Origin of the sequence: Pigmentiphaga sp. (assembly GCF_033795525.1) — a bacterium.
In the GTDB taxonomy this organism is placed as follows: domain Bacteria; phylum Pseudomonadota; class Gammaproteobacteria; order Burkholderiales; family Burkholderiaceae_B; genus Pigmentiphaga.
Window position 1 is genome coordinate 322,214 of the sequence record NZ_JARYGM010000004.1, and the last position, 18,790, is coordinate 341,003.

Here is an 18,790-nt window from a genome sequence, read left to right on the forward strand (position 1 = left end):
CCTGTGACGTCCAGCAGTCCTTCCTCCGGAGCCGGCACCGCCGGCGGCCCGCAAGCGGGCATAGGCGAACGGGTGCTGATCCAGGAGCTGAGCAAGCGCTATCGCAATACGGTGGCCCTCGACAACGTCTCGCTCGAGGTCGGAGCAGGCGAGCTGGTGTCCATCCTGGGCCCGAGCGGGTCGGGCAAGACGACCACGCTGATGATCATCGCCGGGTTTTCCGAAGGCGCCTATAGCGGCCAGGTCCTGGTCGGCGGGCGGCGCATCGACGATCTTCCCCCCAACCGGCGCGGCATAGGCGTGGTGTTCCAGCACCTGGAACTGTTTCCCCACATGACCGTGGAAGACAACATCGCCTTCCCGCTGCGCATGCGGGGCGAGCCCCGGTCGGTGGTGCAGCAGCGGGTGGGCGAGGCGCTCGAGCTGGTCCAGCTCTCGGCCTTCGGCAAGCGCATTCCCGCGCAGCTGAGCGGCGGGCAGAGGCAGCGCGTGGCGCTTGCCCGGGCGGTGGTCTATTCGCCGCCCGTGCTGCTGCTGGACGAGCCCTTCGGCGCGCTGGACAAGTCCCTGCGCGAGGATATGCAGGCCGAGCTGCGCGCGCTCAACCGCAAGCTGGGCATTACGGTCATTCACGTGACGCACGACCAGGCCGAGGCCATGGCCATTTCCGACCGCATCGTCGTCATGAACAAGGGCCGCATCGAGCAGGTCGGCACGCCGCACCAGCTTTATTTCAATCCCGAATCGCGTTTCGTCGGCAGCTTTGTCGGCGAATCGGTGTTCATCGATGGCGCGGCGGGCAAGCCGGCGGGGCAGGGGCGTTGCGAGTTCCGCAGCCGGGGCGGGCTGGTGTTGCAGGGGCGGGTGGGCAAACCGCTGGCCGAAGGCCAGGAGGCAGCGCTCATGTTGCGGCCCGAAAGCGTGCGGCTGGGCGCCGAGGGGGCTGCGCCGGGCGCATCGCTCGAGGCGGTGGTCGTGGATACCGTTTTCGGCGGCGAGCGCCGCATGTATACGGTCGCGGCGGTCCAGGGGGGCGAGCATTTCAAGGTGTCCGTGCCCAGCAGCGCCTTGTCGGCCACGCCACTGGCGGCCGGCGAACGCGTGCACATCAGCTGGAGCCCCGACGAGGCGTTGATATTGAGCTAGGAACCATCGTTCCTTCGTACCGAGGAGTATTGCCATGTCTAAGTCAAGCCGCTGGCCGGCCCGGATAGCCGTCGCCGCCGCGTTGGGAATCGGCGCCGCCTGGGCCGCCCATGCCCAGGAGTCCATCGTCGTCGCCTCGTACGGCGGGCTTTACCAGGACACGCAGCGCGAGGCCTTTTTCAAGCCGTTTACCGAGGCCACGGGCATCAAAGTGATCGAGGCCAGCGGCATTTCGGTCGCCAAGGTGCGGTCCATGGTGCAGACCGGCAACGTCGAATGGGACGTCTTCATCACCAGCACGTCGGATTTCGCGCAGCTGGTGAAGGCCAACCTGCTCGAGCCGATCGACTACAGCAAGTTCGATCCGAAGCTGCTGGAGCAATTGGACGAAACGGCCAAGAAGTCCCACGTGCTCGGTACGCAATGGACCTCGCAGGTCCTGGCTTTCAGCACCAAGGCGTTTCCCGGCGGCAAGCATCCCAAGAACTGGGTCGACGCCTGGGACGTCAAGGCCTTCCCCGGACCGCGCATTCTTACGGCCGGCAATTACGCGGTCAATCCGATCGAGGTGGCCCTGCTCTCGACCGGTGAAGGCAAGGACAAGGTCTATCCGTTGAACCTGGACAAGGCCTATGCCCAGCTGGAGAAGATCCGCCCGAACGTGGTGCGCTGGGTCAATTCCGGGTCGGCCGTATCGCAGGCGCTGGTCGATGGCGAGGCGGTCATCGGCTATACCAATTCCCAGCGCGTGCAGCAGCTCAAGGACGGCGGCGCGCCGATCGACTTCGTCTGGAACGACGGCGTCATCAGCATGACCTACTGGGCGGTTCCGCGCGGGGCGAAGAACAAGCAGGCCGCGATGAAGTTCCTGGAATTCGTGTCCCGCCCCGAGCAGCAGGCCGCCATTGCCAAGAGCAGCATCGGTCCCGTGAACAAGGCGGCGTTCGCGCTCTTGTCCAAGGAAGAGGTCGCGCGCCTGCCATCGGCGCCGGAGAACCGCAAGGTGCAGCTCGAGCTGCAACCCGACGAGTGGCTCAAGCCTGGCGCGCGAGGCAGGACCATCTACGATGAAAACATCGCCCGCTGGCTGTCGTTCAGTGTCAAGCGCTAATCGCGCCGCTGCCGCCTCCGGCCGCGCTTCCTGCGGGAAGCCGGCCGGGGATGGCCGTTCCGGAATTCCTGCATGAGCGCTCTCAGTTCCACGATTGCACCGCCCGGCATGCCGCCGGGACGACGCCGTCTCTCCAGTATGCTGGTCCAGCCCTGGCTCCTGCTGGTGCCGGCGCTGCTGATATTGATCCCCGCTTTCATGGTGCCCCTGGGCCGGCTGCTCGGCACCAGCTTCGGCCAGGACGGTTTTTCCCTGCAGCACTATGCCGTGGCGCTGGGCGATCCCAGCTACATGTCGCTGCTGTACCGGTCGCTCATCGTGAGCCTGCAGGTCACGGGGCTGACGGTGCTGATCGGCTATCCGCTGGCCTACGTCATCGCGAATACCTCCGAGCGGACCCGCAACCTGCTGATGCTGCTGGTCGCCATTCCGCTCTGGACCAGCACCCTGGTCCGTTCGTTCTCGTGGATCATCCTGCTCGGCCGCGAGGGCGCGTTCAATTCCGTGGGCATGTCGCTGGGCCTGATCGACGCGCCGGTGCAGCTGCTCTATACCCGCTTTGCCGTGCTCATCGGGTTCGTACACGTCATGCTGCCGTACCTGGTCTTTCCGTTGATCAGCGTGATGCGGCAGATACCGCCCAACCTGGTGGCGGTCAGCACCAGCCTGGGGGCCAGCCGCACCAGCGCCTTCTGGCTGGTCTTCTTTCCGTTGAGCCTGCCCGGGGTGCTGTCCGGCGCCGTGCTGGTGTTCGTACTGTGCATCGGGTTCTTCGTCACGCCCGCCTTGCTGGGCGGACTCGAGGACATGAACTACGTCATGCTGATCCAGCAGCAGGTCGAGGTCGTCATGGACTGGCCGCTGGCCGCGGCGATGTCGGTCATCCTGCTGGCCGTGACGCTGTTCTTCGTCCTGGTGTTCGGCCGTTTCATCCGGGCTGGCGGCGAGACCGGCGCGGGACTATCGCAGGTCCGCCACCGCAGCTGGCTGATCGGCCCCGCCTGCGTGGCCCTGGGTAGGCTGGATACCTGGGCACGCCGCTGGGCGGCTGGCAGGCGGGCCAAGGCGGGCGCGCGCGAACGCGGCAGGCCCACACCGTCCACCCACGTCTACGCGGCTGCCGTCATCGCGTTCCTGGTCATCCCCATCTTCATGCTGATCCCGCTGTCGCTGAGCGGCGCGCCGTACCTGGAGTTCCCGCCGAGCTCGTTCTCCTGGCGCTGGTACGAGAATTTCTTCTCGCGGCCTGACTGGCTGGCGGCGGCCCGGAACAGCCTGCAGATCGGCCTGGCTGTGGCGGCGCTGTCCACCTGCATCGGCACCGCCGCCGCGGTGGCCTTCAGCCGCAGCGCCAGCCCATGGATACGAGCCTTGTATCCGCTCATGATCTCGCCCATCATCATCCCGACCCTGATCATTTCGGTGGCGCTGTATTTCAGCCTGGCGCCCCTGGGCCTGATCGGCTCGGGCGTGGCCATCGTCGCCGGCCATACCATTCTTGCGCTGCCTATCGTCGTGGTGATCGTGGCCGGGAGCCTGAAGCGCGTGAACCTCGGGCCCGAGCGCGCCGCGCGCAGCCTGGGCGCGGGTCCGGTCCGGGCGTTCATGGTGACGACCTTTCCGGCGATCCGGCCGGGGGTCGTCTCGGCCGCGCTGTTTGCCTTTCTGACGTCGTTCGACGATGTCGTGATCGTGCTGTTCATCGGCGGCTCCAACAGTACGCTGCCCAAGCGCATGTGGGATGGCGTCCAGCTCGAGATCGACCCGACCATCGCCGCGGCCAGTTCGCTGCTGGTGCTTCTGTCCGTCGCCATGACGCTCGCGCTGCTCGCGTTGCGGCGGCGGGAGTCGCAGCAGGCCATGGGCACGGATGGCGCGCCGGCTTCCTGAACTTCTGCCGCGGACATATAACAGCATGGACACGGAATTCCATTTCTACGAACCGCGCAACGGCCATGGCCTGCGCCACGACCCCCTCAATTCCATCGTGGCTCCGCGCCCGATAGGCTGGATCTCGACGCAGAGCGCCGACGGCTGCAACAATCTTGCGCCGTACAGCTTTTTCAACCTGTTCAACTATCGCCCCCCCATCATCGGCTTTGCCAGCACGGGATGGAAGGACAGCGTCCGCAACATCGACGCCACGGGCGAGTTCGTCTGGAACCTGGTCACGCGGCCCTTGGCCGAGGCGATGAACGAAACCACCCGCGAAGTGGGGCCGGAGGTGGACGAGTTCGTGCTGGGCGGCTTGACGCCGGCGCCCTCGCGCCTGGTCCGGCCGCCGCGCGTGCTCGAGAGCCCGGTGGCGTTCGAATGCCGGATGACCGAGCTGATCCAGCTGGGGGGCGTCGATGGCGTGAAGGTGGACAGCTGGCTGGTGCTGGGCGAGGTGGTCGCCATTCATATCGCCAAGCCCCTGGTTGCCGGGGGTGTGTACGACACTGCCGCCGCGCGGCCCATCCTCAGGGGGGGCGGGCGCGGCGACTATTTCGAAATCACGGCGGCGCAGCGCTTTTTGATGGCCCGCCCGGGCTAGGCCGGGCGATGTCGATCGCGCGAACCGAAGTCCCGGCTGCGGCCGGCTCGTCCGCGCCCGGCGATGCTAGGCAGCAAGACAATGACGCGCAAAGTCGATCAGCAAGGGGTTGAACGTTTCCGGGTCCTCCCAGTAGGGCAGGTGGCCGCAGCCGTCGAGGAAGTCCAGCGTGGCGCCGGGGATCTGGTCGCGCGCCGCCTTCGCGTAGTCGGTCGAGACGGACTTGTCGAGCGCGCCCCACACCAGCTTGACCGGGAACCGGGGCGAGCGCGCGGCCAGCCGCGGCGCCGCCGCATCGTCGTCGATCTGGTCGCGGTAATAGTCCGCCAGCCTGGCAAACGCTTCGGCTGCGCCGGCCGAGTTGTTGATGCGCCAGTCTTCTTCGATCAGTTCTTCGGTGATCAGGGCAGGATCGGCCACGCCGCGCCGCATGCGCGCCGCGACGGCGTCGCGGGACATCTCGCCCAGCCATTGCATCGTGAACTGGCGGCGCTCCAGGCCCGCCGGCACGAGACCGATGGCGCCCACGGCCATCAAGCCGGCGACCCGCGCGGGGAAGTCGCAGGCATAGTGGGCCGCGATCAGGCCCCCGAACGAGGTCCCGACGACGACGGCGCGGTCGATGTTTTCCGATTCGAGCAAGGCCTCGAGCCAGCGGCTGTAGCCGGCCGCCGAGTAGTCGAAGTTTCCGCCCTTGGCGGCCAGTCCGTGGCCCGGCAGGTCCATCGCATAGGCCCGGAAACCTGCGGCGCCCAGTACATCGAGGTTGCGGACCCACCGGTCCGCGCGCGAGGAAAGGCCGTGGATCAGCACGATGGCTGGCCCTTTCAGCCCTCCCTGGAGGATACGCGTGGAAGTGTCGGCGGCTTGCGCGGGATAGACGAGCATGGGAGTCCTCGGGAAATGAAAGGGGACCGCCCGGAAAGGCGGCTCTGGGAATCCGCCAAGGCTAAATGCGCGGCACGGGTTTGTAAACCGCTGGCGCCTGCCGACCGCGTGCCGGACAGTTTCGATGCATATCGCATGTTTTTGAAGGAATCCTCATGAAGTGGCAATTCTGGGTCGATCGAGGCGGCACGTTTACCGATATCGTCGGCCGCCGTCCCGACGGCAGTTTCACGACGGCCAAGATGCTGTCCGAGAATCCGGAGCAATATCGCGACGCCGCCGTGGCGGGGATCCGCAAGCTGCTAGGGCTGGCCCCCGGCCAGCCGGTCGACGCCGAGCTCGTCGATTGCGTCAAGATGGGAACCACGGTGGCGACCAACGCATTGCTCGAGCGCAAAGGCGAGCGCACAGCGCTCGTCACCACGCGCGGCTTTCGCGATGCGCTGCGCATTGCCTACCAGAACCGGCCGCGGCTGTTCGACCGCCACGTGGTCCTGCCCGACCTGCTGTACGAGACGGTGATCGAGGCCGACGAGCGCATTGCGGCGGATGGCGAGGTGCTCGTTCCGCTGGACGTCGAGGCCCTTCGCCCCAAGCTGCAGGCCGCCCGCGATGCCGGCATCGGTTCGATCGCGATCGTCTTCATGCATGCATGGAAGGAAACCCGGCACGAGATCGAGGCGGCGCGCCTGGCGCGCGAACTGGGATTCGACCAGGTGTCGGTTTCGCACGAGGTCAGCCCGCTCATCAAGTTCGTTTCGCGCGGGGATACCACCGTGGTGGACGCCTACCTGTCGCCCATCCTGTCGCGCTACGTCAGCCAGGTCGCGGCGGAACTGCCGGGCGTGCGCCTGATGTTCATGCAATCGAGCGGGGGCTTGACCGACGCCCACCGGTTCCGGGGCAAGGACGCGATTCTCTCGGGGCCGGCCGGCGGCATCGTGGGCATGGCGCGCACCAGCGAGCTGGCCGGCTTCAAGCGCGTCATCGGTTTCGACATGGGCGGCACCTCGACCGACGTATCGCACTATGCCGGTGAGTTCGAGCGCGAGTTCGAGACCCAGGTCGCGGGCGTCCGTATGCGGGCGCCGATGATGGGCATCCATACGGTCGCTGCGGGCGGCGGCTCGATACTGCATTTCGATGGGGCGCGCCTGCGGGTCGGGCCGGATTCGGCGGGAGCCAACCCGGGGCCGGCGTGCTACCGGCGCGGCGGCCCCCTGGCAGTGACCGATTGCAATGTGCTGCTGGGCAGGATACAGCCGGCCTATTTTCCGCATGTGTTCGGTCCCGCCGCCAACGAGCCCCTGGACCGCGACATCGTGGTGCGGCGCTTCACCGAAATGGCAGAAGAGGTCAGGCGGTGCAGCGGCCAGGAGATGACGGTGGAGCAGCTGGCCGAAGGCTTCCTCGAGATCGCCGTGGGCAACATGGCCGAGGCGATCAAGCGGATTTCCGTCCAGCGCGGCCACGACGTCACGCACTACACGCTGACCACGTTCGGCGGCGCCGGCGGACAGCATGCCTGCATGGTGGCCGATGCGCTGGGCATGAATACCGTGTTCGCCCATCCGCTGGGAGGCGTATTGTCCGCCTACGGGATGGGGTTGGCCGACCAGACCGAGATGCGCCAGCGCACCATCGAGCAGCTCCTGGAGGCGCCCCTGGTCGACGGGTTGGCCAGCGCCTTCGACATGCTGGCGGAGGAGGCCGCCGCCGAGCTGCGCCGCCAGCACGTGGCGGCCGCCGACATCGAGGTCAGCCGGCGGGTGCACATCAAGTACCGCGGTTCCGACACCTCGCTCGAAGTGCCGTTCGGCGCGCTGGACGAGATGCGGCAGGGGTTCGAGCAAGCGTATCGCCAGCGCTTTTCCTTCCTGATGGCGGACCGGCCCCTGGTGGTCGAGACGATCTCCGTCGAAGCGCGGGGGGGCGGGCAGAGCGCCGAAGAGCGTCCGGCCCCCGGCCAGCGACCGGGCCCGCTCGCACCGCGCGAATCAGTGCGCATGTACAGCGCAGGCAACTGGCGCGACACGCCGCTCTACCTGCGCGAAGGCATGGTACCGGGCGATACGGTCGACGGACCGGCCATCATCTCCGAGGCGAACCAGACGACCGTCGTGGAGCCGGGCTGGCAGGCCCGCATTACGGAGCTCGACCATATCGTGATCAAGCGCGTGGCGCCGCGCGAGCAGCGCCGGGCCATCGGCACGCAGGTCGATCCCATCATGCTGGAGGTGTTCAACAACCTCTTCATGTCCATTGCCGAACAGATGGGGTACCGGCTGCAGAACACCGCGCATTCGGTCAACATCAAGGAACGGCTGGATTTTTCGTGCGCCATCTTCGACGCCGAAGGCAATCTGATCGCCAACGCGCCTCACATTCCCGTGCACCTGGGGTCCATGGGCGAGTCGGTGCGCACGGTGATGCTGGCCAATGCGGGCCGCATGCGGCCGGGCGACGTCTATGTGGTCAACGATCCTTACCATGGCGGCACGCATCTGCCGGACGTGACGGTGGTGACGCCGGTCTTCGACCGCGCGGGCAGCGAGATCCTGTTCTACGTCGGTTCCCGCGGACACCATGCCGACATCGGCGGCACCACGCCGGGGTCCATGCCGTCCGATTCGGTCACCATCGAGGACGAGGGCGTGCTGTTTACCAACTTCCAATTGGTAAGCGCCGGCACGTTCCGGGAGGCTGCCGTCCGCGAGGTCCTGACCTCGGGACGGTGGCCGGCACGCAACCCCGAACAGAATATCGCCGACCTGCATGCCCAGATCGCCGCCAACGAGAAAGGCGTGCAGGAGCTGCTGAAGATGTGCGACGACTTCGGCCTGGACGTGGTCCGTGCCTACATGGGCCACGTCCAGGACAACGCCGAGGAGGCCGTGCGCCGGATCATCCCGCAGCTCAAGGACGGCGCCTATGAGTACCACCTGGACAACGGCGCCGTGATCCGCGTGGCGATCCAGGTCGACCGGCAGGCCCGCAGCGCCATCGTCGATTTCACCGGCACGTCGGCCCAGCTCGCCAATAACTTCAATGCGCCGCGTGCGATCACCATGGCAGCGGTGCTGTATGTGTTCCGGACGCTGGTCGACGACGACATCCCGCTGAACGCAGGCTGCCTCAAGCCCATCGAGATCATCGTGCCGCCGCATTCCATGCTGCACCCGGATCCGCCCGCCTCGGTGGTGGCCGGCAACGTCGAGACATCGATGTGCATCGTCAACGCGCTGTACGGCGCGCTAGGCGTGCTGGCATCGAGCCAGGGCACGATGAACAACGTGACCTTCGGCAATGCCCGCCACCAGTACTACGAAACCGTGGCCGGAGGAACCGGGGCGGGGGTGGTGGACTTGACGGCAGGCCCCGGCGCCGAGCGCGGTTTCGACGGGACCTCGGTGGTCCAGGCCCATATGACGAACTCGCGCATGACCGACCCCGAGGTCCTGGAGCTGCGCTATCCCGTGCGGCTCGAATCGTTCGAGATCCGCGCCGGTTCGGGCGGGGCGGGGCGCTGGCGGGGCGGCGACGGCGGCACGCGGCGGCTGCGCTTCCTGGAGCCGATGACGGTCTCCATCCTCTCGAACAACCGGATCCACGCGCCGTTCGGCCTGGCCGGCGGGCAGCCGGGGGAAGTCGGCTGCAACCGGGTGTTCAGGGTGGACGGCCGCGTGGAGACGCTCGGGGCCCAGGCGCGTACGGAGGTCGGGCCCGGCGACATCGTCGAAGTCCGTACCCCGGGCGGCGGCGGCTACGGCACCCCGGAGGGCGGGAAGCCGTGACGGTTCAGAAGCCGGCTGGCCGCAGCGACACGATGCCGTAGACCACGGCCGCCACGATGGCCGCGATGACCAGGGCAAATAACCGCGTGGCGGCCGTATCGCGGACCGGATCGGCGCCGGCGGCAAAGTCGGAGGCCGGCGCATCGCCGGTGATCATGGCCTTGGTCAGCTTCTGCTTTTTCGCCAGGCGATACCACGCGATGGCGGCAATGTGCAGCCCGACCAGGATCAGGATGGGCCATTCATCCAGCTTGTGCAGCCGGGTCAGCTGGTCGGACAGGTCCTTGCTGACCCGGCTGGCCAGCGGGCCTTCGGTGAAGATGTCGTCGTTGGCGAATAGCCCGGTGACGGCCTGGTAGCCGAGCAGCAGCAGCATCGCCAGCACCGATAGCGCGCCCAGCGGATTGTGGCCGGGCGAGCGGGGCATGGTTCCGCGCAGATAGGCAAGGATGGCGCGGGGCCCGCGCACGAAGCGGGCAAAGCGCGCGTGGCTGCCGCCGACGAAGCCCCATAGGATACGGAACAGGACCAGCCCCAGCACCCCATAGCCGAACAGCATGTGGTATTCGAGCCAGAGTCCGCCGACCTTGATGGTGACGAATGCGCCAATGACGCAGGCCACCAGCAGCCAATGGAAAATGCGAGTGGGAAGATCCCAGATGCGGAGTGTTCGCGAGTCGGACATGGCAGCACCAGCAAGACGCGGAGCGCTTATTGTGCCATTGCGTCCGCCGGTGCCGAAACCCGCTTCGAGCGAGGCCCGCCTTAGTCCTGCAGTTCGATCTTCGCTTCGCGGATGACCTCGGCCCACTGGGCGGTTTCTTCCTTGATCCGGGCCGCGAAATCGGACGGGCTGGAGGCAACGATCGCCATGCCCAGGCCTTCTACCCGTTCCTTGACGGCAGGAAGGGCCAGTGCCGCCGCGCTGTCACGCTGGATCTTGTCGATGATGGGCTGCGGCGTGCCGGTCGGGACGACCAGGCCGATGAACGCCTGCACGGTGACACCCGGGTATTTTTCCGCCACGGCGGGGTAGTCCGGATGGGCCGCTTCCCGCTTGGGACCGGTCGTCGCCAGCAGTTTCATGCGGCCAGACTTGATGTGCGGCATCAGCGAGAAAATCGGGTCGATCATCACCATGACGCGTCCGCCGATGACATCGGTGTGGGCCGGCGCACTGCCCTTGTAGGGAACGTGGACCAGGTCCAGGCCCGCGCGGTGCGCCAGCAGCTCGCCCGCCAGGTGCGAGGTGCCGCCCGTACCGGGGCTGGCGAAAGTGACCTTCCCCGGGTTGCGCTTGGCGTAGGCGATCATTTCGTCCAGGGTATTGAACGGCGCGTCCGGATTGGCCGCGATCGCCAGCGGCACGCGGATCAATTGCGTGACCGCCGTCAGGTCCTCGTTCTTGTAGAGCAGTTTCTTCTGCAGGCTGGGGTTGATGACGTAGGCCGAATTGACCACGCCTATGGTGGTGCCGTCGGCAGCCGCACGGGCAACGGCCGCGGTACCCAGCATGGTGCTGGCGCCCGGCTTGTAGTCCACGATCACGGGATGCTTCCAGGTCTCGGCCAACTGCTGGCTGACGATGCGGGCCAGGACGTCAGTGGGGCCGCCGGCCGGGAAGGGCACGATCATGGTGGTCGGTCCCTTGGGATAGGCAGTGTCGGCGGCGGCAACGGGGCCCCCCAGCAGTGCCGCGGCGCTTACGACGGCGCTGAAAATGCTTAGGCGTATGGACATGGTCGTCTCCAATATAGGTATGGCGAAAGGGTGCGGCCGGTCTTGGCGAAAAGGCGGCCGCGGGGTTTCAGGGATGCAGCGCGCGACGCATCAGCCGGTGCCATTCCCGGTAGCCGTCGTGAAAGCAGGTTTCGTCGCCCAGCGTCCGGGGGCCCAGGCGGCCGTCCACGTTCCGCATGGCCAGTTCGGCGGCATAGGGCTCCAGCGGGGGCATGCCCGCGGTGTCCAGCCCGCGCAGGTAGCCGGCCGTCCAGCCCGCCGCCTGGGCGTGGAATCCGGCTTGGCAGTGCTCGTAGGCGACGTTGTCGTCGGCCGTGGCCAGCCCGCTGGCATTGAAAAAGTCCTCGTAGTCGCGGATACGCGCCGTGCGCAGGTCCGCCTCTTCGCCTTTCGGGGCAAGGCAATGGGTCCGCATCTCGGTCCGGTCGGCGGCCAGCGGATGAATCACCCGGAGCATCGTGCTGGTGACGTTGTCGACGATCTGCAGGTTGGGGAAGATCGTCAGGTTCTTCGCCCGCAGCGCCCAGCGGATGCGGTTTTCGTCCATGGTGGCCGAATAGGCGGCGCGGCGGCGGGCGAGCAGCGCCTGCGACGCCCGGCTCTCGCGCCAGGTGACGGCATGTCCGTGCCCGAAGCTGAAGGTGCCCTGGATTTCGTCCGCGGCCGGCGGCATGCCGCCGGCATAGGCATCGGCCGGGCGCCGGGACAGCAGCTCCACGTACGAGGCATGGGTGGACGAGAAGTGGTACATGTCCAGCGAGTTCTCGAGCTGCAGCTTCCAGTTCGCATCGAACGTGTAGCTCGTGCCGCCGGGCACGTATTCCAGTCCTTCCGGGCTCTGGTCGGCGATCAGGTCCAGGAAGGCGCGGGCATCGCCCAGGTACTCGTCCAGCGGGGGAACGTCGGCCGACAGGCTGGCAAACAGGAAGTCGCGATGGCGGTCGAAGCGCGCCACCGGCGCCAGGCCGTGGTCGGCCTGGTCGAACCAGCCCGGATAGCGTCCTTCCGCCTGGTTGGCGACGTACTGGTTGCCGCCGTCGCTGCCGTATACCCAGCCGTGGTAGCGGCAGGTATGGGTGCGCCGGTTGCCGCTGCGCTGGGCGGTCACCACCATGCCGCGGTGGCGACAGGAGTTGAGCAGGCAGTGCAGACGGCCTTCGCCGTCGCGGGTGACCAGTACCGGCTGCCGGCCGATGCGGGTGGTGAAGAAATCGTGCGGCGCCGCCAGCTGGCTGGCCAGGCCGACGAAGACCCAAGTGTTCTCGAAGATCGAGCGCAACTCATGCTCGAAGACCGCCGGGCTGCAGAAGGCGTCGCGGTGGACGCGGAAGATGCCTTCGCCGGTCCGGTCGTCCAGCAGCCGGTCCACCTCCGCAGGAGTCAGCGGTTGGGGGCTGGCCGGTGCGGGCTCGTATGCCGGGGTATTCATCCTGATCGTTCTTCCTATCAAAGGCAGTAGAAATCGAGCACGGTGGGAACCTTGTCGTTGATCAGCAGCGCCTTCTTGCGGGCGATCCGGGGCGTGCCGTCGCGGACGACCAGCGTGTGCTCGCAACGGCAGGCCGTCGTGCGCAAGGCCTCGGTGCGCAGGTCGTAGATATGCGTTACGCAGTAGGAGCGCACCAGCCAGGTCGAGCTGTCGGCGCCAGCCTCCACCGTGGCGTTGCTGATGCAGTGCAGGGTGCGCGGCAGCGGCTGGGACGCCAGCGACTTGGTCCCCGTGGCGCGCTTGACCCGCTCCTCCAGCCTGTGGCGGCCGGCGGCGTAGATCAGGGAGATCTCGGTGGCAGGGTCGTCGGTGGGGCGGTGATCCGCCTTCCACGCCGGCACCCAGTACACCGCATCCGGCTCGTAAAGGGCCAGCCAGTCCTGCCAGCGCTGTTCGTCGAGGTACCGCGCTTCGGTGTGAAGCAGTTCGATGAGTAAGGGATTCAAGGTTTCCGTCATGGCTCTACCGTAATAGGGGGCCGCGGGCCATGGCCCGGCTCCGGTTCGCGCCATTAGACGATTCGCGCTTTAACAAGTAAAGTCACGAAGTCTTGTTAACTAACAAGCATCATTTATGAATGTCTCTACCCGCCAGATGAAGGCCTTCCTGTACCTGGCGCGACTGCAAAGCTTCACCCGGGCGGCCGAGCAGCTGCACATCACCCAGGCGGGCCTGAGCGCCATGATGCGCGACCTCGAGGCCCAGTTCGACTGCCGCTTGTTCGACCGCACGACCCGCGTCGTATCGCTGACCCCGGCCGGGGCGCAACTGGTGCCGCGCATCGAACGGATGCTGGCGGAGTTCGGCGATGCCTGCCTGGCGCTGGGCAAGATCACGGCGCATGCGCGCCGGGTATTGACCGTCGCCGTTGCGCCGGTCGTGGCCTCGAGCTTCCTGGCCGAAGTGTGCGAGCATTTCGGCCAGGCCGAGCCGGAGGTGACCGTCAAGCTGCGCGACGTCAACAAGGAACGGATACTGAAGCTGGTCGAAAGCGGGGAAGTCGACGTCGGCTTCTGCGCCCAGCCCAACCCGGCCTCGGCCACGGAGCGCCTGGCCCTGTTCGAGTGCCACTTGTTGTGCATTGCCAAGCCCGGCGTGCTCAAGCTCGAGCCGGCGCGGGACGGCGGGCTGCCCACGACCAGCTGGGCCGAGCTGCCGTCCATGCCTATCCTGGCCTCGGCCGACCCCAGCCAGTCGCTGATCGACGTCTACCTGGAGAAGATCGGGCGTGCCCACGAAGAGCGGCCGGCGTACGAAAGCATGCCCACCATCATCGCCATGGCCGCCCGCGGCTTCGGCATTGGTTTCGTGCCGTCCTTCGCACTGCCCACCTGCCTGCGGCTGGGGGTCGAGGTTGCACGCCTCGAGCAGCCTTCCGTGCCCATCGATTTCTTCCGCATTACCAAGAAAGGGCGCGAAGTCCCGCGGCTGGTGGAGCCTTTCGTGGCTTCGCTCGTCGCGGTCGCGCACCGGGTCGGCGTGGCGCGATAGCCGGCGGCGCGCATCCGCCAGACCAGGCTTAAGCCGGACGACTCCGGCCAGGCATCGTGCGGGTCCGCCGGTCGAGCAGCGGATGAGACAGAGCGGCGTAGGACAGCAAGAGCTCGTCCTCCCCATGCCGGGCGACCAGTTGCACGCCCAGCGGCAGTCCGTTGCGGGACCATGCCGTAGGCAGATGAACGGCGGGCCATCCCAGTACCGACCATACCCGGTTGAAAGTGGAGTCCCCGGTATGAGCGAGGCCGGCCGGCGCTTCTCCCGCCGCGCTCGCGGTCAGGATGAAATCGTATTCCTCCAGCTCACGGCTGAAAGACGTCCGTTCCGATGCGGCCTGCGCCAAGGCCGCGCGGTACTGGCCGGCGCCGATGGCCAGGCCGGTATCGATCGCCTCGCGCAATACGGTGCTCAGCTCGTGCCCCCGCGTGCGGGCGACAGGCATCAGCGAACGCGCGAGCTCGTACAGCATGACGATGCGGTGGCAGCGGGCCAGGGCCTGCAGGCGTTCCGGCATTGCCGACGGAACGACGCGATGCCCCGCTTCGCATAGCGCGGCGGCCGCATCTTCCAGGGCCTGCCGGGCTTGGGGGTCGAGCGGGCCGAGCGCTTCGGCGTCTAGCCGCAACACGCGCCAATGGCGGGCGCGGGGGCGCGCTTCTCCCGTCCAGGGCAGCAGCGCGCGTCCCGCCGCGGCGGCGTCTTCCACCGAACGGGCGAACCAGCCAACGCAGTCGAGGCTGTCGGCGACGGGCGCCACGCCGGCCGAGGGCACGGCATGCAGCGAGGTCTTGACGCCTACGACGCCGCAATAGGCCGCAGGCCGTATGACGGATCCGCCGGTTTGCGTGCCAAGCGCCAGCGGTACCATGCCCGCCGCTACCGCGGCGGCGGATCCGCTGGAGGAGCCGCCGGGCGTATGGCCGGCGGCATGGGGATTGCGGGTGGGACCGGGATGCGAGAAGGCCAGCTCCGCTGTGACGGTCTTGCCGACCGGCACAGCGCCCGCCGCGCGCAGCATGGCGACGCAGGCGGCGTCGCGCGCCGCCGTGCCGGCGGCCGGGCCCGGCAGGCCGAGGCCGGTCGGCATGTCTGCCACGTCGATGATGTCCTTGATGCCGACGGGCACGCCGAGCAAGGGCAGGGCATCGGCGGCTCCAAGGCTGCGATAGGCCTGTTCGATGCGCAGCGGATCGAACCAGCTCCAAGCCCGAAGCGCGGGTTCACGTTCGGCATGGCGATCGACGATGGCGCGGGCCAGTTCGGCGGGCGACAGCGTGCCCCGGCGCAAGGCCTCGGCGATGCCGCTCGCCGGGCTACTCGGGAGATCGAAAGTGTGCATGGCCGCCAGTATGCGGGAGGCGAACCCGCACCTACCGTCCCAGGGGACGCGAAATTTTTTCGTGCCCCCCGCGCCAAATGTTCGTTTGCCAGGGGAGGCGGGCGAGGCCAGACTTCGCGGCAAGGAGGAAAACCATGCAAGCATTTTCCGATCAACTGGGGCTGCGCTGCGTCCTGATGCGAGGCGGCACGTCCAAGGGGCCGTTCTTCCTGGTCGAAGACCTGCCCCCGCCGGGCCCCTTCCGGGATGCCGCACTGCTGCGGCTCATGGGGGCGCTGGAGCCGCGCCGCATCGACGGCATCGGCGGCATCGACTCGCTTACCAACAAAGTCGCCATCATTTCGCGCAGCACCCGGCCCGGCGTGAACGTCGACTACCTGTTCGCGCAGATATGCGTGCACAAGAACACCATTGACTATTCGGTGAACTGCGGCAACATGCTGGCCGCCGTCGGGCCTTTTGCCATCGACGAAGGGCTGGTGCCAGCCTCCGGCGCATCCACCGAAGTGGCCATCTTCAATGTCAATACCGGCAAGCGCATCGTGGCGACCGTATGCACGAGTGCCGGCCGCGCGGTCTACAGCGGAGACGCGGCGATCGACGGCGTGGCCGGCACGGCTGCCCCGGTCTGGCTGCGGTTCTGCGACGTGGCCGGGGCCAAGACCGGCAAGCTGCTTCCCACCGGCAACGCGGTCGATAGAATGGAAGGCCTGGACGTCAGTTGCATCGATGCGGCCGTGCCCATGGCCATCGTCCAGGCCGCGGCGCTGGGCATGACCGGGTACGAAACGGCCGAGGCCATCAATGCCCAGCCCGAACTGCTGGCCCGTGTCGAGCGCGTGCGATGCGCGGCTGGCCGGGCGATGGGGCTGGGCGACGTATCGCGGCTGGAAATGCCCAAGCTCGTGACGGTGGCCCAGGCGCGCAGCGGCGGCACGATCGCCGCCCGGTACTTCATGCCTTATACCTGCCATACCTCGTTTGCCGTGACCGGCGCGGTCTGCCTGGGCGCTGCGGTGCAGGTACCGGGTTCCGTGGCCGCGCAAATCGCGGGCGGCGCCGCCAAGGTCGCGATCGAGCACCCGGCCGGCGTCCTGCACGTGGACGTCGACGCCGCCCAGGGCGCGGGCGGTGTCGAGATCCGTTCGGCAAGCCTGCTGCGCACCGCCCGGCGCCTGTTCGCCGGGACCGTCTATTTTCCGGCGTCCACGCTCGAAGCATCCCATACCGAATCAGTCAAGGAAGTCCACGCATGAAACCGATCCGTATGCTCCTGGCCGCCGGCGTCGCGCTCGCCTGCATGAGTGCGGCCCACGCGGGCGACGCCTATCCCTCCGGTCCGATCCGGCTGGTCGTGCCATTTCCAGCCGGGGGAGGCACCGACATCCTGGCCCGCGAACTGGCCCGCGAACTGGATCGCCAGTGGCGCCAGCCCGTCATCGTCGAGAACCGGCCAGGTGCAGGCGGCGCCATAGGCGCCGCCGCGGTGGCCTCGGCCAAGCCCGACGGCTATACCATGTTGATGACCACCGCTGGCGTCTCGGCGATCAATCCCAGCCTGTACAAGTCTTTGTCTTATGATCCCGACGCGCAATTCACGCCGGTCAGCCGCGTGGCTGCGACGGTGTTCGGCGTGCTGGTGCATCCCTCGCTGAACGTGGATTCCATCCGGGAGCTCATCGCCCTGGCCAGGAGCAAGCCTGGCATGCTCACCTTCGGCTCGGCCGGCAATGGCGCCGCGGGCCATCTGCCCGGCGAGCTGTTCAAGTCCATGGCGCAGATCGACATCCGGCACGTTCCGTATCGCGGTACCAGCCCGGCGCTGAACGATTTATTGGGCGGGCAGATCTCGATGATGTTCGCGATCCTGGGGCCGGCCACCCCGTACATCAAGTCAGGCAAGGTCAAGTTGCTGGCCACCACCGGCGCGGCACGCGCGGCAAGCTTTCCGGATGTGCCCACCGTGGCCGAGGCCGGCCTGCCGGGCTATGTGGCCGACGAATGGTGGGGTGTTGCCGCGCCCAAGGGTACGCCGCGCGAAGTCGTCGGGAAATGGAATGCCGCGATGCAGGCCTATGTGGCGAGACCGGAGGTTCGGCAGAAGCTCATCGGCAATGGCTACGAGCCCGCGGCCGATTCGGTGGAGGCGTTCTCGGCGCTGATCGCGGCCGACAAGAAGAAGTGGGGCAAGGTGGTGCGGGACGCGGCGGTGACCATCGACTGATCGCACGGCGGCCGCTCCTTGGTGGCCGGGCGTTGCGCTGGGCGCGACCGCCGGTTGCTCAGGAGTCCGCCCGCAGAGCCTGGAGCAGGCGCGCGGTGGCCGGGGAGGGCACGACACCGGGGTCGATGACCAGGCACAACTCGAAGCTCGCCCAGCCGTCGGACAAAGGTACCAGCCCCACGTTCTCGGGAACATGCCATTGCGCCGGCGCAGCCGGCACGACCGCCACGCCCAGTCCCGCGCTCACTAGCGAAAATACCGCAGGGAAACTGGTTACCTGGGTCGCCACCGCCGGCATGCAAGAAGGGTCGGGGCCGACCGGGCCGGAGAATTGCGCCAGAGCGCTGCCCGGCGCGCGCGCGATGTGTGGAAACCGCAGCGTTTCCTCATGGCTTACCGATGTCCTTTCTGCCAGTTCGTGTCCCGCCGGCACGGCGAGCACGAGCGGGGTACGCGCGTACGGGATGCTGCGCAAAGTCCCGGCCTGCGCACTGGCATGGGCGATGCCCAGGTCGGCGGAGCCGTTGGCCACCGCTTCCACGACCGCCGCGCTGGTGGCTTCCGTCACCGAAATCCGTATAGCGGGGAAATCGCGCGAGAAGCGGGCCAACTGGTCCGCGAGGCCGGCGCACATGCCGGACGTATTGGAAGCGATCCTGACGGTGCCCGAGGTCCCGGCCGAGAAGTCTGCGAGATCGGCCTGCAACGCCCGCAGTTCATCCAGCATGCGCTCCGTGCGCTGCGCGACGGCGTGTCCGGCAGCGGTCAGGCGCGCGCCTTCCGGGCGCCGCACCAGGAGCGCGATACCCAGCTGGGACTCCAGCTCCAGGATGCGCTTGCTGGCGGCCGAGGCCGTCAGGTGGACGGATTCGGCGGCACGCGCCACGCTGCCCGTCTCGTCCACCCTGCGCAGCAGTTGCAGGGTCAGAAGGTCGAATCGCGGATTCATCCGAAGCTCCATGCCTGTGGGATCCAGGCGGCTGCAATGAAAAACGCCCGGCGGCGCCGGGCGTACAGAGTCGCAGG

Annotated in this window: 15 protein-coding genes; 8 read left to right on the plus strand and 7 right to left on the minus strand. The window is 67.5% G+C overall.

Annotation, left to right across the window (positions count from 1 at the left end; genetic code table 11):
- Positions 1 to 3 precede the first annotated feature (3 nt).
- From QHC78_RS13790 to QHC78_RS13805, 4 genes are all read left to right on the plus strand, one after another.
- Positions 4 to 1,146: an ABC transporter ATP-binding protein gene (locus tag QHC78_RS13790; protein ID WP_319745439.1), complete on the plus strand. Its 1,143-nt coding sequence runs from the start codon at positions 4 to 6 to the stop codon at positions 1,144 to 1,146.
- A gap of 34 nt (positions 1,147 to 1,180) precedes the next feature.
- Complete coding sequence (locus QHC78_RS13795) at positions 1,181 to 2,257, plus strand: ABC transporter substrate-binding protein (RefSeq protein ID WP_319745441.1); 1,077 nt, start codon at positions 1,181 to 1,183, stop codon at positions 2,255 to 2,257.
- Between the two features lie 72 nt (positions 2,258 to 2,329).
- Positions 2,330 to 4,147 carry an ABC transporter permease subunit gene (locus tag QHC78_RS13800; RefSeq protein WP_319745443.1) on the plus strand — a complete coding sequence of 606 codons (1,818 nt, stop codon included), beginning with the start codon at positions 2,330 to 2,332 and terminating at the stop codon, positions 4,145 to 4,147.
- A gap of 25 nt (positions 4,148 to 4,172) precedes the next feature.
- On the plus strand, positions 4,173 to 4,793 hold the full coding sequence (locus QHC78_RS13805; RefSeq protein WP_319745444.1) for a flavin reductase family protein: 621 nt from the start codon (positions 4,173 to 4,175) through the stop codon (positions 4,791 to 4,793).
- 66 nt (positions 4,794 to 4,859) lie between these two features.
- On the opposite strand, the gene QHC78_RS13810 is transcribed toward QHC78_RS13805, so the two are convergent.
- The gene (locus QHC78_RS13810; RefSeq protein WP_319745446.1) at positions 4,860 to 5,681 is read right to left on the minus strand and encodes an alpha/beta fold hydrolase; all 822 of its coding nucleotides are present in this window, start codon (positions 5,679 to 5,681) and stop codon (positions 4,860 to 4,862) included.
- Positions 5,682 to 5,836: 155 nt separating this feature from the next.
- On the opposite strand from QHC78_RS13810, the gene QHC78_RS13815 reads away from it, so the two are divergent.
- On the plus strand, positions 5,837 to 9,475 hold the full coding sequence (locus tag QHC78_RS13815; RefSeq protein WP_319745448.1) for a hydantoinase B/oxoprolinase family protein: 3,639 nt from the start codon (positions 5,837 to 5,839) through the stop codon (positions 9,473 to 9,475).
- A 4-nt stretch (positions 9,476 to 9,479) separates the two neighbouring features.
- Here QHC78_RS13815 and QHC78_RS13820 read toward each other — a convergent pair whose 3' ends face one another.
- From QHC78_RS13820 to QHC78_RS13835, 4 genes are all read right to left on the minus strand, one after another.
- A complete protein-coding gene (locus tag QHC78_RS13820; protein ID WP_319745450.1) occupies positions 9,480 to 10,160 on the minus strand; it encodes a cytochrome b/b6 domain-containing protein in 681 nt (226 codons plus the stop codon).
- Between the two features lie 80 nt (positions 10,161 to 10,240).
- Positions 10,241 to 11,215 carry a Bug family tripartite tricarboxylate transporter substrate binding protein gene (locus QHC78_RS13825; protein WP_319745452.1) on the minus strand — a complete coding sequence of 325 codons (975 nt, stop codon included), beginning with the start codon at positions 11,213 to 11,215 and terminating at the stop codon, positions 10,241 to 10,243.
- 67 nt (positions 11,216 to 11,282) lie between these two features.
- Positions 11,283 to 12,644 carry an aromatic ring-hydroxylating oxygenase subunit alpha gene (locus QHC78_RS13830; protein WP_319745454.1) on the minus strand — a complete coding sequence of 454 codons (1,362 nt, stop codon included), beginning with the start codon at positions 12,642 to 12,644 and terminating at the stop codon, positions 11,283 to 11,285.
- A gap of 17 nt (positions 12,645 to 12,661) precedes the next feature.
- Positions 12,662 to 13,162 carry an aromatic-ring-hydroxylating dioxygenase subunit beta gene (locus tag QHC78_RS13835; RefSeq protein WP_319745456.1) on the minus strand — a complete coding sequence of 167 codons (501 nt, stop codon included), beginning with the start codon at positions 13,160 to 13,162 and terminating at the stop codon, positions 12,662 to 12,664.
- A 115-nt stretch (positions 13,163 to 13,277) separates the two neighbouring features.
- Here QHC78_RS13835 and QHC78_RS13840 point away from each other — a divergent pair, with 115 nt between their 5' ends.
- The gene (locus QHC78_RS13840; protein WP_319745458.1) at positions 13,278 to 14,195 is read left to right on the plus strand and encodes a LysR family transcriptional regulator; all 918 of its coding nucleotides are present in this window, start codon (positions 13,278 to 13,280) and stop codon (positions 14,193 to 14,195) included.
- 28 nt (positions 14,196 to 14,223) lie between these two features.
- Here QHC78_RS13840 and QHC78_RS13845 read toward each other — a convergent pair whose 3' ends face one another.
- Positions 14,224 to 15,540: an amidase gene (locus QHC78_RS13845; RefSeq protein WP_319745460.1), complete on the minus strand. Its 1,317-nt coding sequence runs from the start codon at positions 15,538 to 15,540 to the stop codon at positions 14,224 to 14,226.
- 134 nt (positions 15,541 to 15,674) lie between these two features.
- On the opposite strand from QHC78_RS13845, the gene QHC78_RS13850 reads away from it, so the two are divergent.
- Positions 15,675 to 16,796: a 4-oxalomesaconate tautomerase gene (locus tag QHC78_RS13850; RefSeq protein ID WP_319745462.1), complete on the plus strand. Its 1,122-nt coding sequence runs from the start codon at positions 15,675 to 15,677 to the stop codon at positions 16,794 to 16,796.
- Positions 16,793 to 17,764: a Bug family tripartite tricarboxylate transporter substrate binding protein gene (locus QHC78_RS13855; RefSeq protein WP_319745464.1), complete on the plus strand. Its 972-nt coding sequence runs from the start codon at positions 16,793 to 16,795 to the stop codon at positions 17,762 to 17,764. The genes QHC78_RS13850 and QHC78_RS13855 overlap by 4 nt, the downstream gene beginning before the upstream one ends.
- A 58-nt stretch (positions 17,765 to 17,822) precedes the next feature.
- On the opposite strand, the gene QHC78_RS13860 is transcribed toward QHC78_RS13855, so the two are convergent.
- On the minus strand, positions 17,823 to 18,713 hold the full coding sequence (locus QHC78_RS13860) for a LysR family transcriptional regulator (protein ID WP_319745466.1): 891 nt from the start codon (positions 18,711 to 18,713) through the stop codon (positions 17,823 to 17,825).
- Positions 18,714 to 18,790: the final 77 nt, after the last annotated feature.

Coding starts and splice junctions, on each gene's coding strand:
- QHC78_RS13835 (WP_319745456.1), bottom strand. CDS start 13,162: ATGACGGAAACCTTGAATCCCTTACTCATCGAACTGCTTCACACCGAA.
- QHC78_RS13795 (WP_319745441.1), top strand. CDS start 1,181: ATGTCTAAGTCAAGCCGCTGGCCGGCCCGGATAGCCGTCGCCGCCGCG.
- QHC78_RS13805 (WP_319745444.1), top strand. CDS start 4,173: ATGGACACGGAATTCCATTTCTACGAACCGCGCAACGGCCATGGCCTG.
- QHC78_RS13825 (WP_319745452.1), bottom strand. CDS start 11,215: ATGTCCATACGCCTAAGCATTTTCAGCGCCGTCGTAAGCGCCGCGGCA.
- QHC78_RS13815 (WP_319745448.1), top strand. CDS start 5,837: ATGAAGTGGCAATTCTGGGTCGATCGAGGCGGCACGTTTACCGATATC.
- QHC78_RS13830 (WP_319745454.1), bottom strand. CDS start 12,644: ATGAATACCCCGGCATACGAGCCCGCACCGGCCAGCCCCCAACCGCTG.
- QHC78_RS13820 (WP_319745450.1), bottom strand. CDS start 10,160: ATGTCCGACTCGCGAACACTCCGCATCTGGGATCTTCCCACTCGCATT.
- QHC78_RS13860 (WP_319745466.1), bottom strand. CDS start 18,713: ATGAATCCGCGATTCGACCTTCTGACCCTGCAACTGCTGCGCAGGGTG.
- QHC78_RS13800 (WP_319745443.1), top strand. CDS start 2,330: ATGAGCGCTCTCAGTTCCACGATTGCACCGCCCGGCATGCCGCCGGGA.
- QHC78_RS13850 (WP_319745462.1), top strand. CDS start 15,675: ATGCAAGCATTTTCCGATCAACTGGGGCTGCGCTGCGTCCTGATGCGA.
- QHC78_RS13855 (WP_319745464.1), top strand. CDS start 16,793: ATGAAACCGATCCGTATGCTCCTGGCCGCCGGCGTCGCGCTCGCCTGC.
- QHC78_RS13845 (WP_319745460.1), bottom strand. CDS start 15,540: ATGCACACTTTCGATCTCCCGAGTAGCCCGGCGAGCGGCATCGCCGAG.
- QHC78_RS13840 (WP_319745458.1), top strand. CDS start 13,278: ATGAATGTCTCTACCCGCCAGATGAAGGCCTTCCTGTACCTGGCGCGA.
- QHC78_RS13810 (WP_319745446.1), bottom strand. CDS start 5,681: ATGCTCGTCTATCCCGCGCAAGCCGCCGACACTTCCACGCGTATCCTC.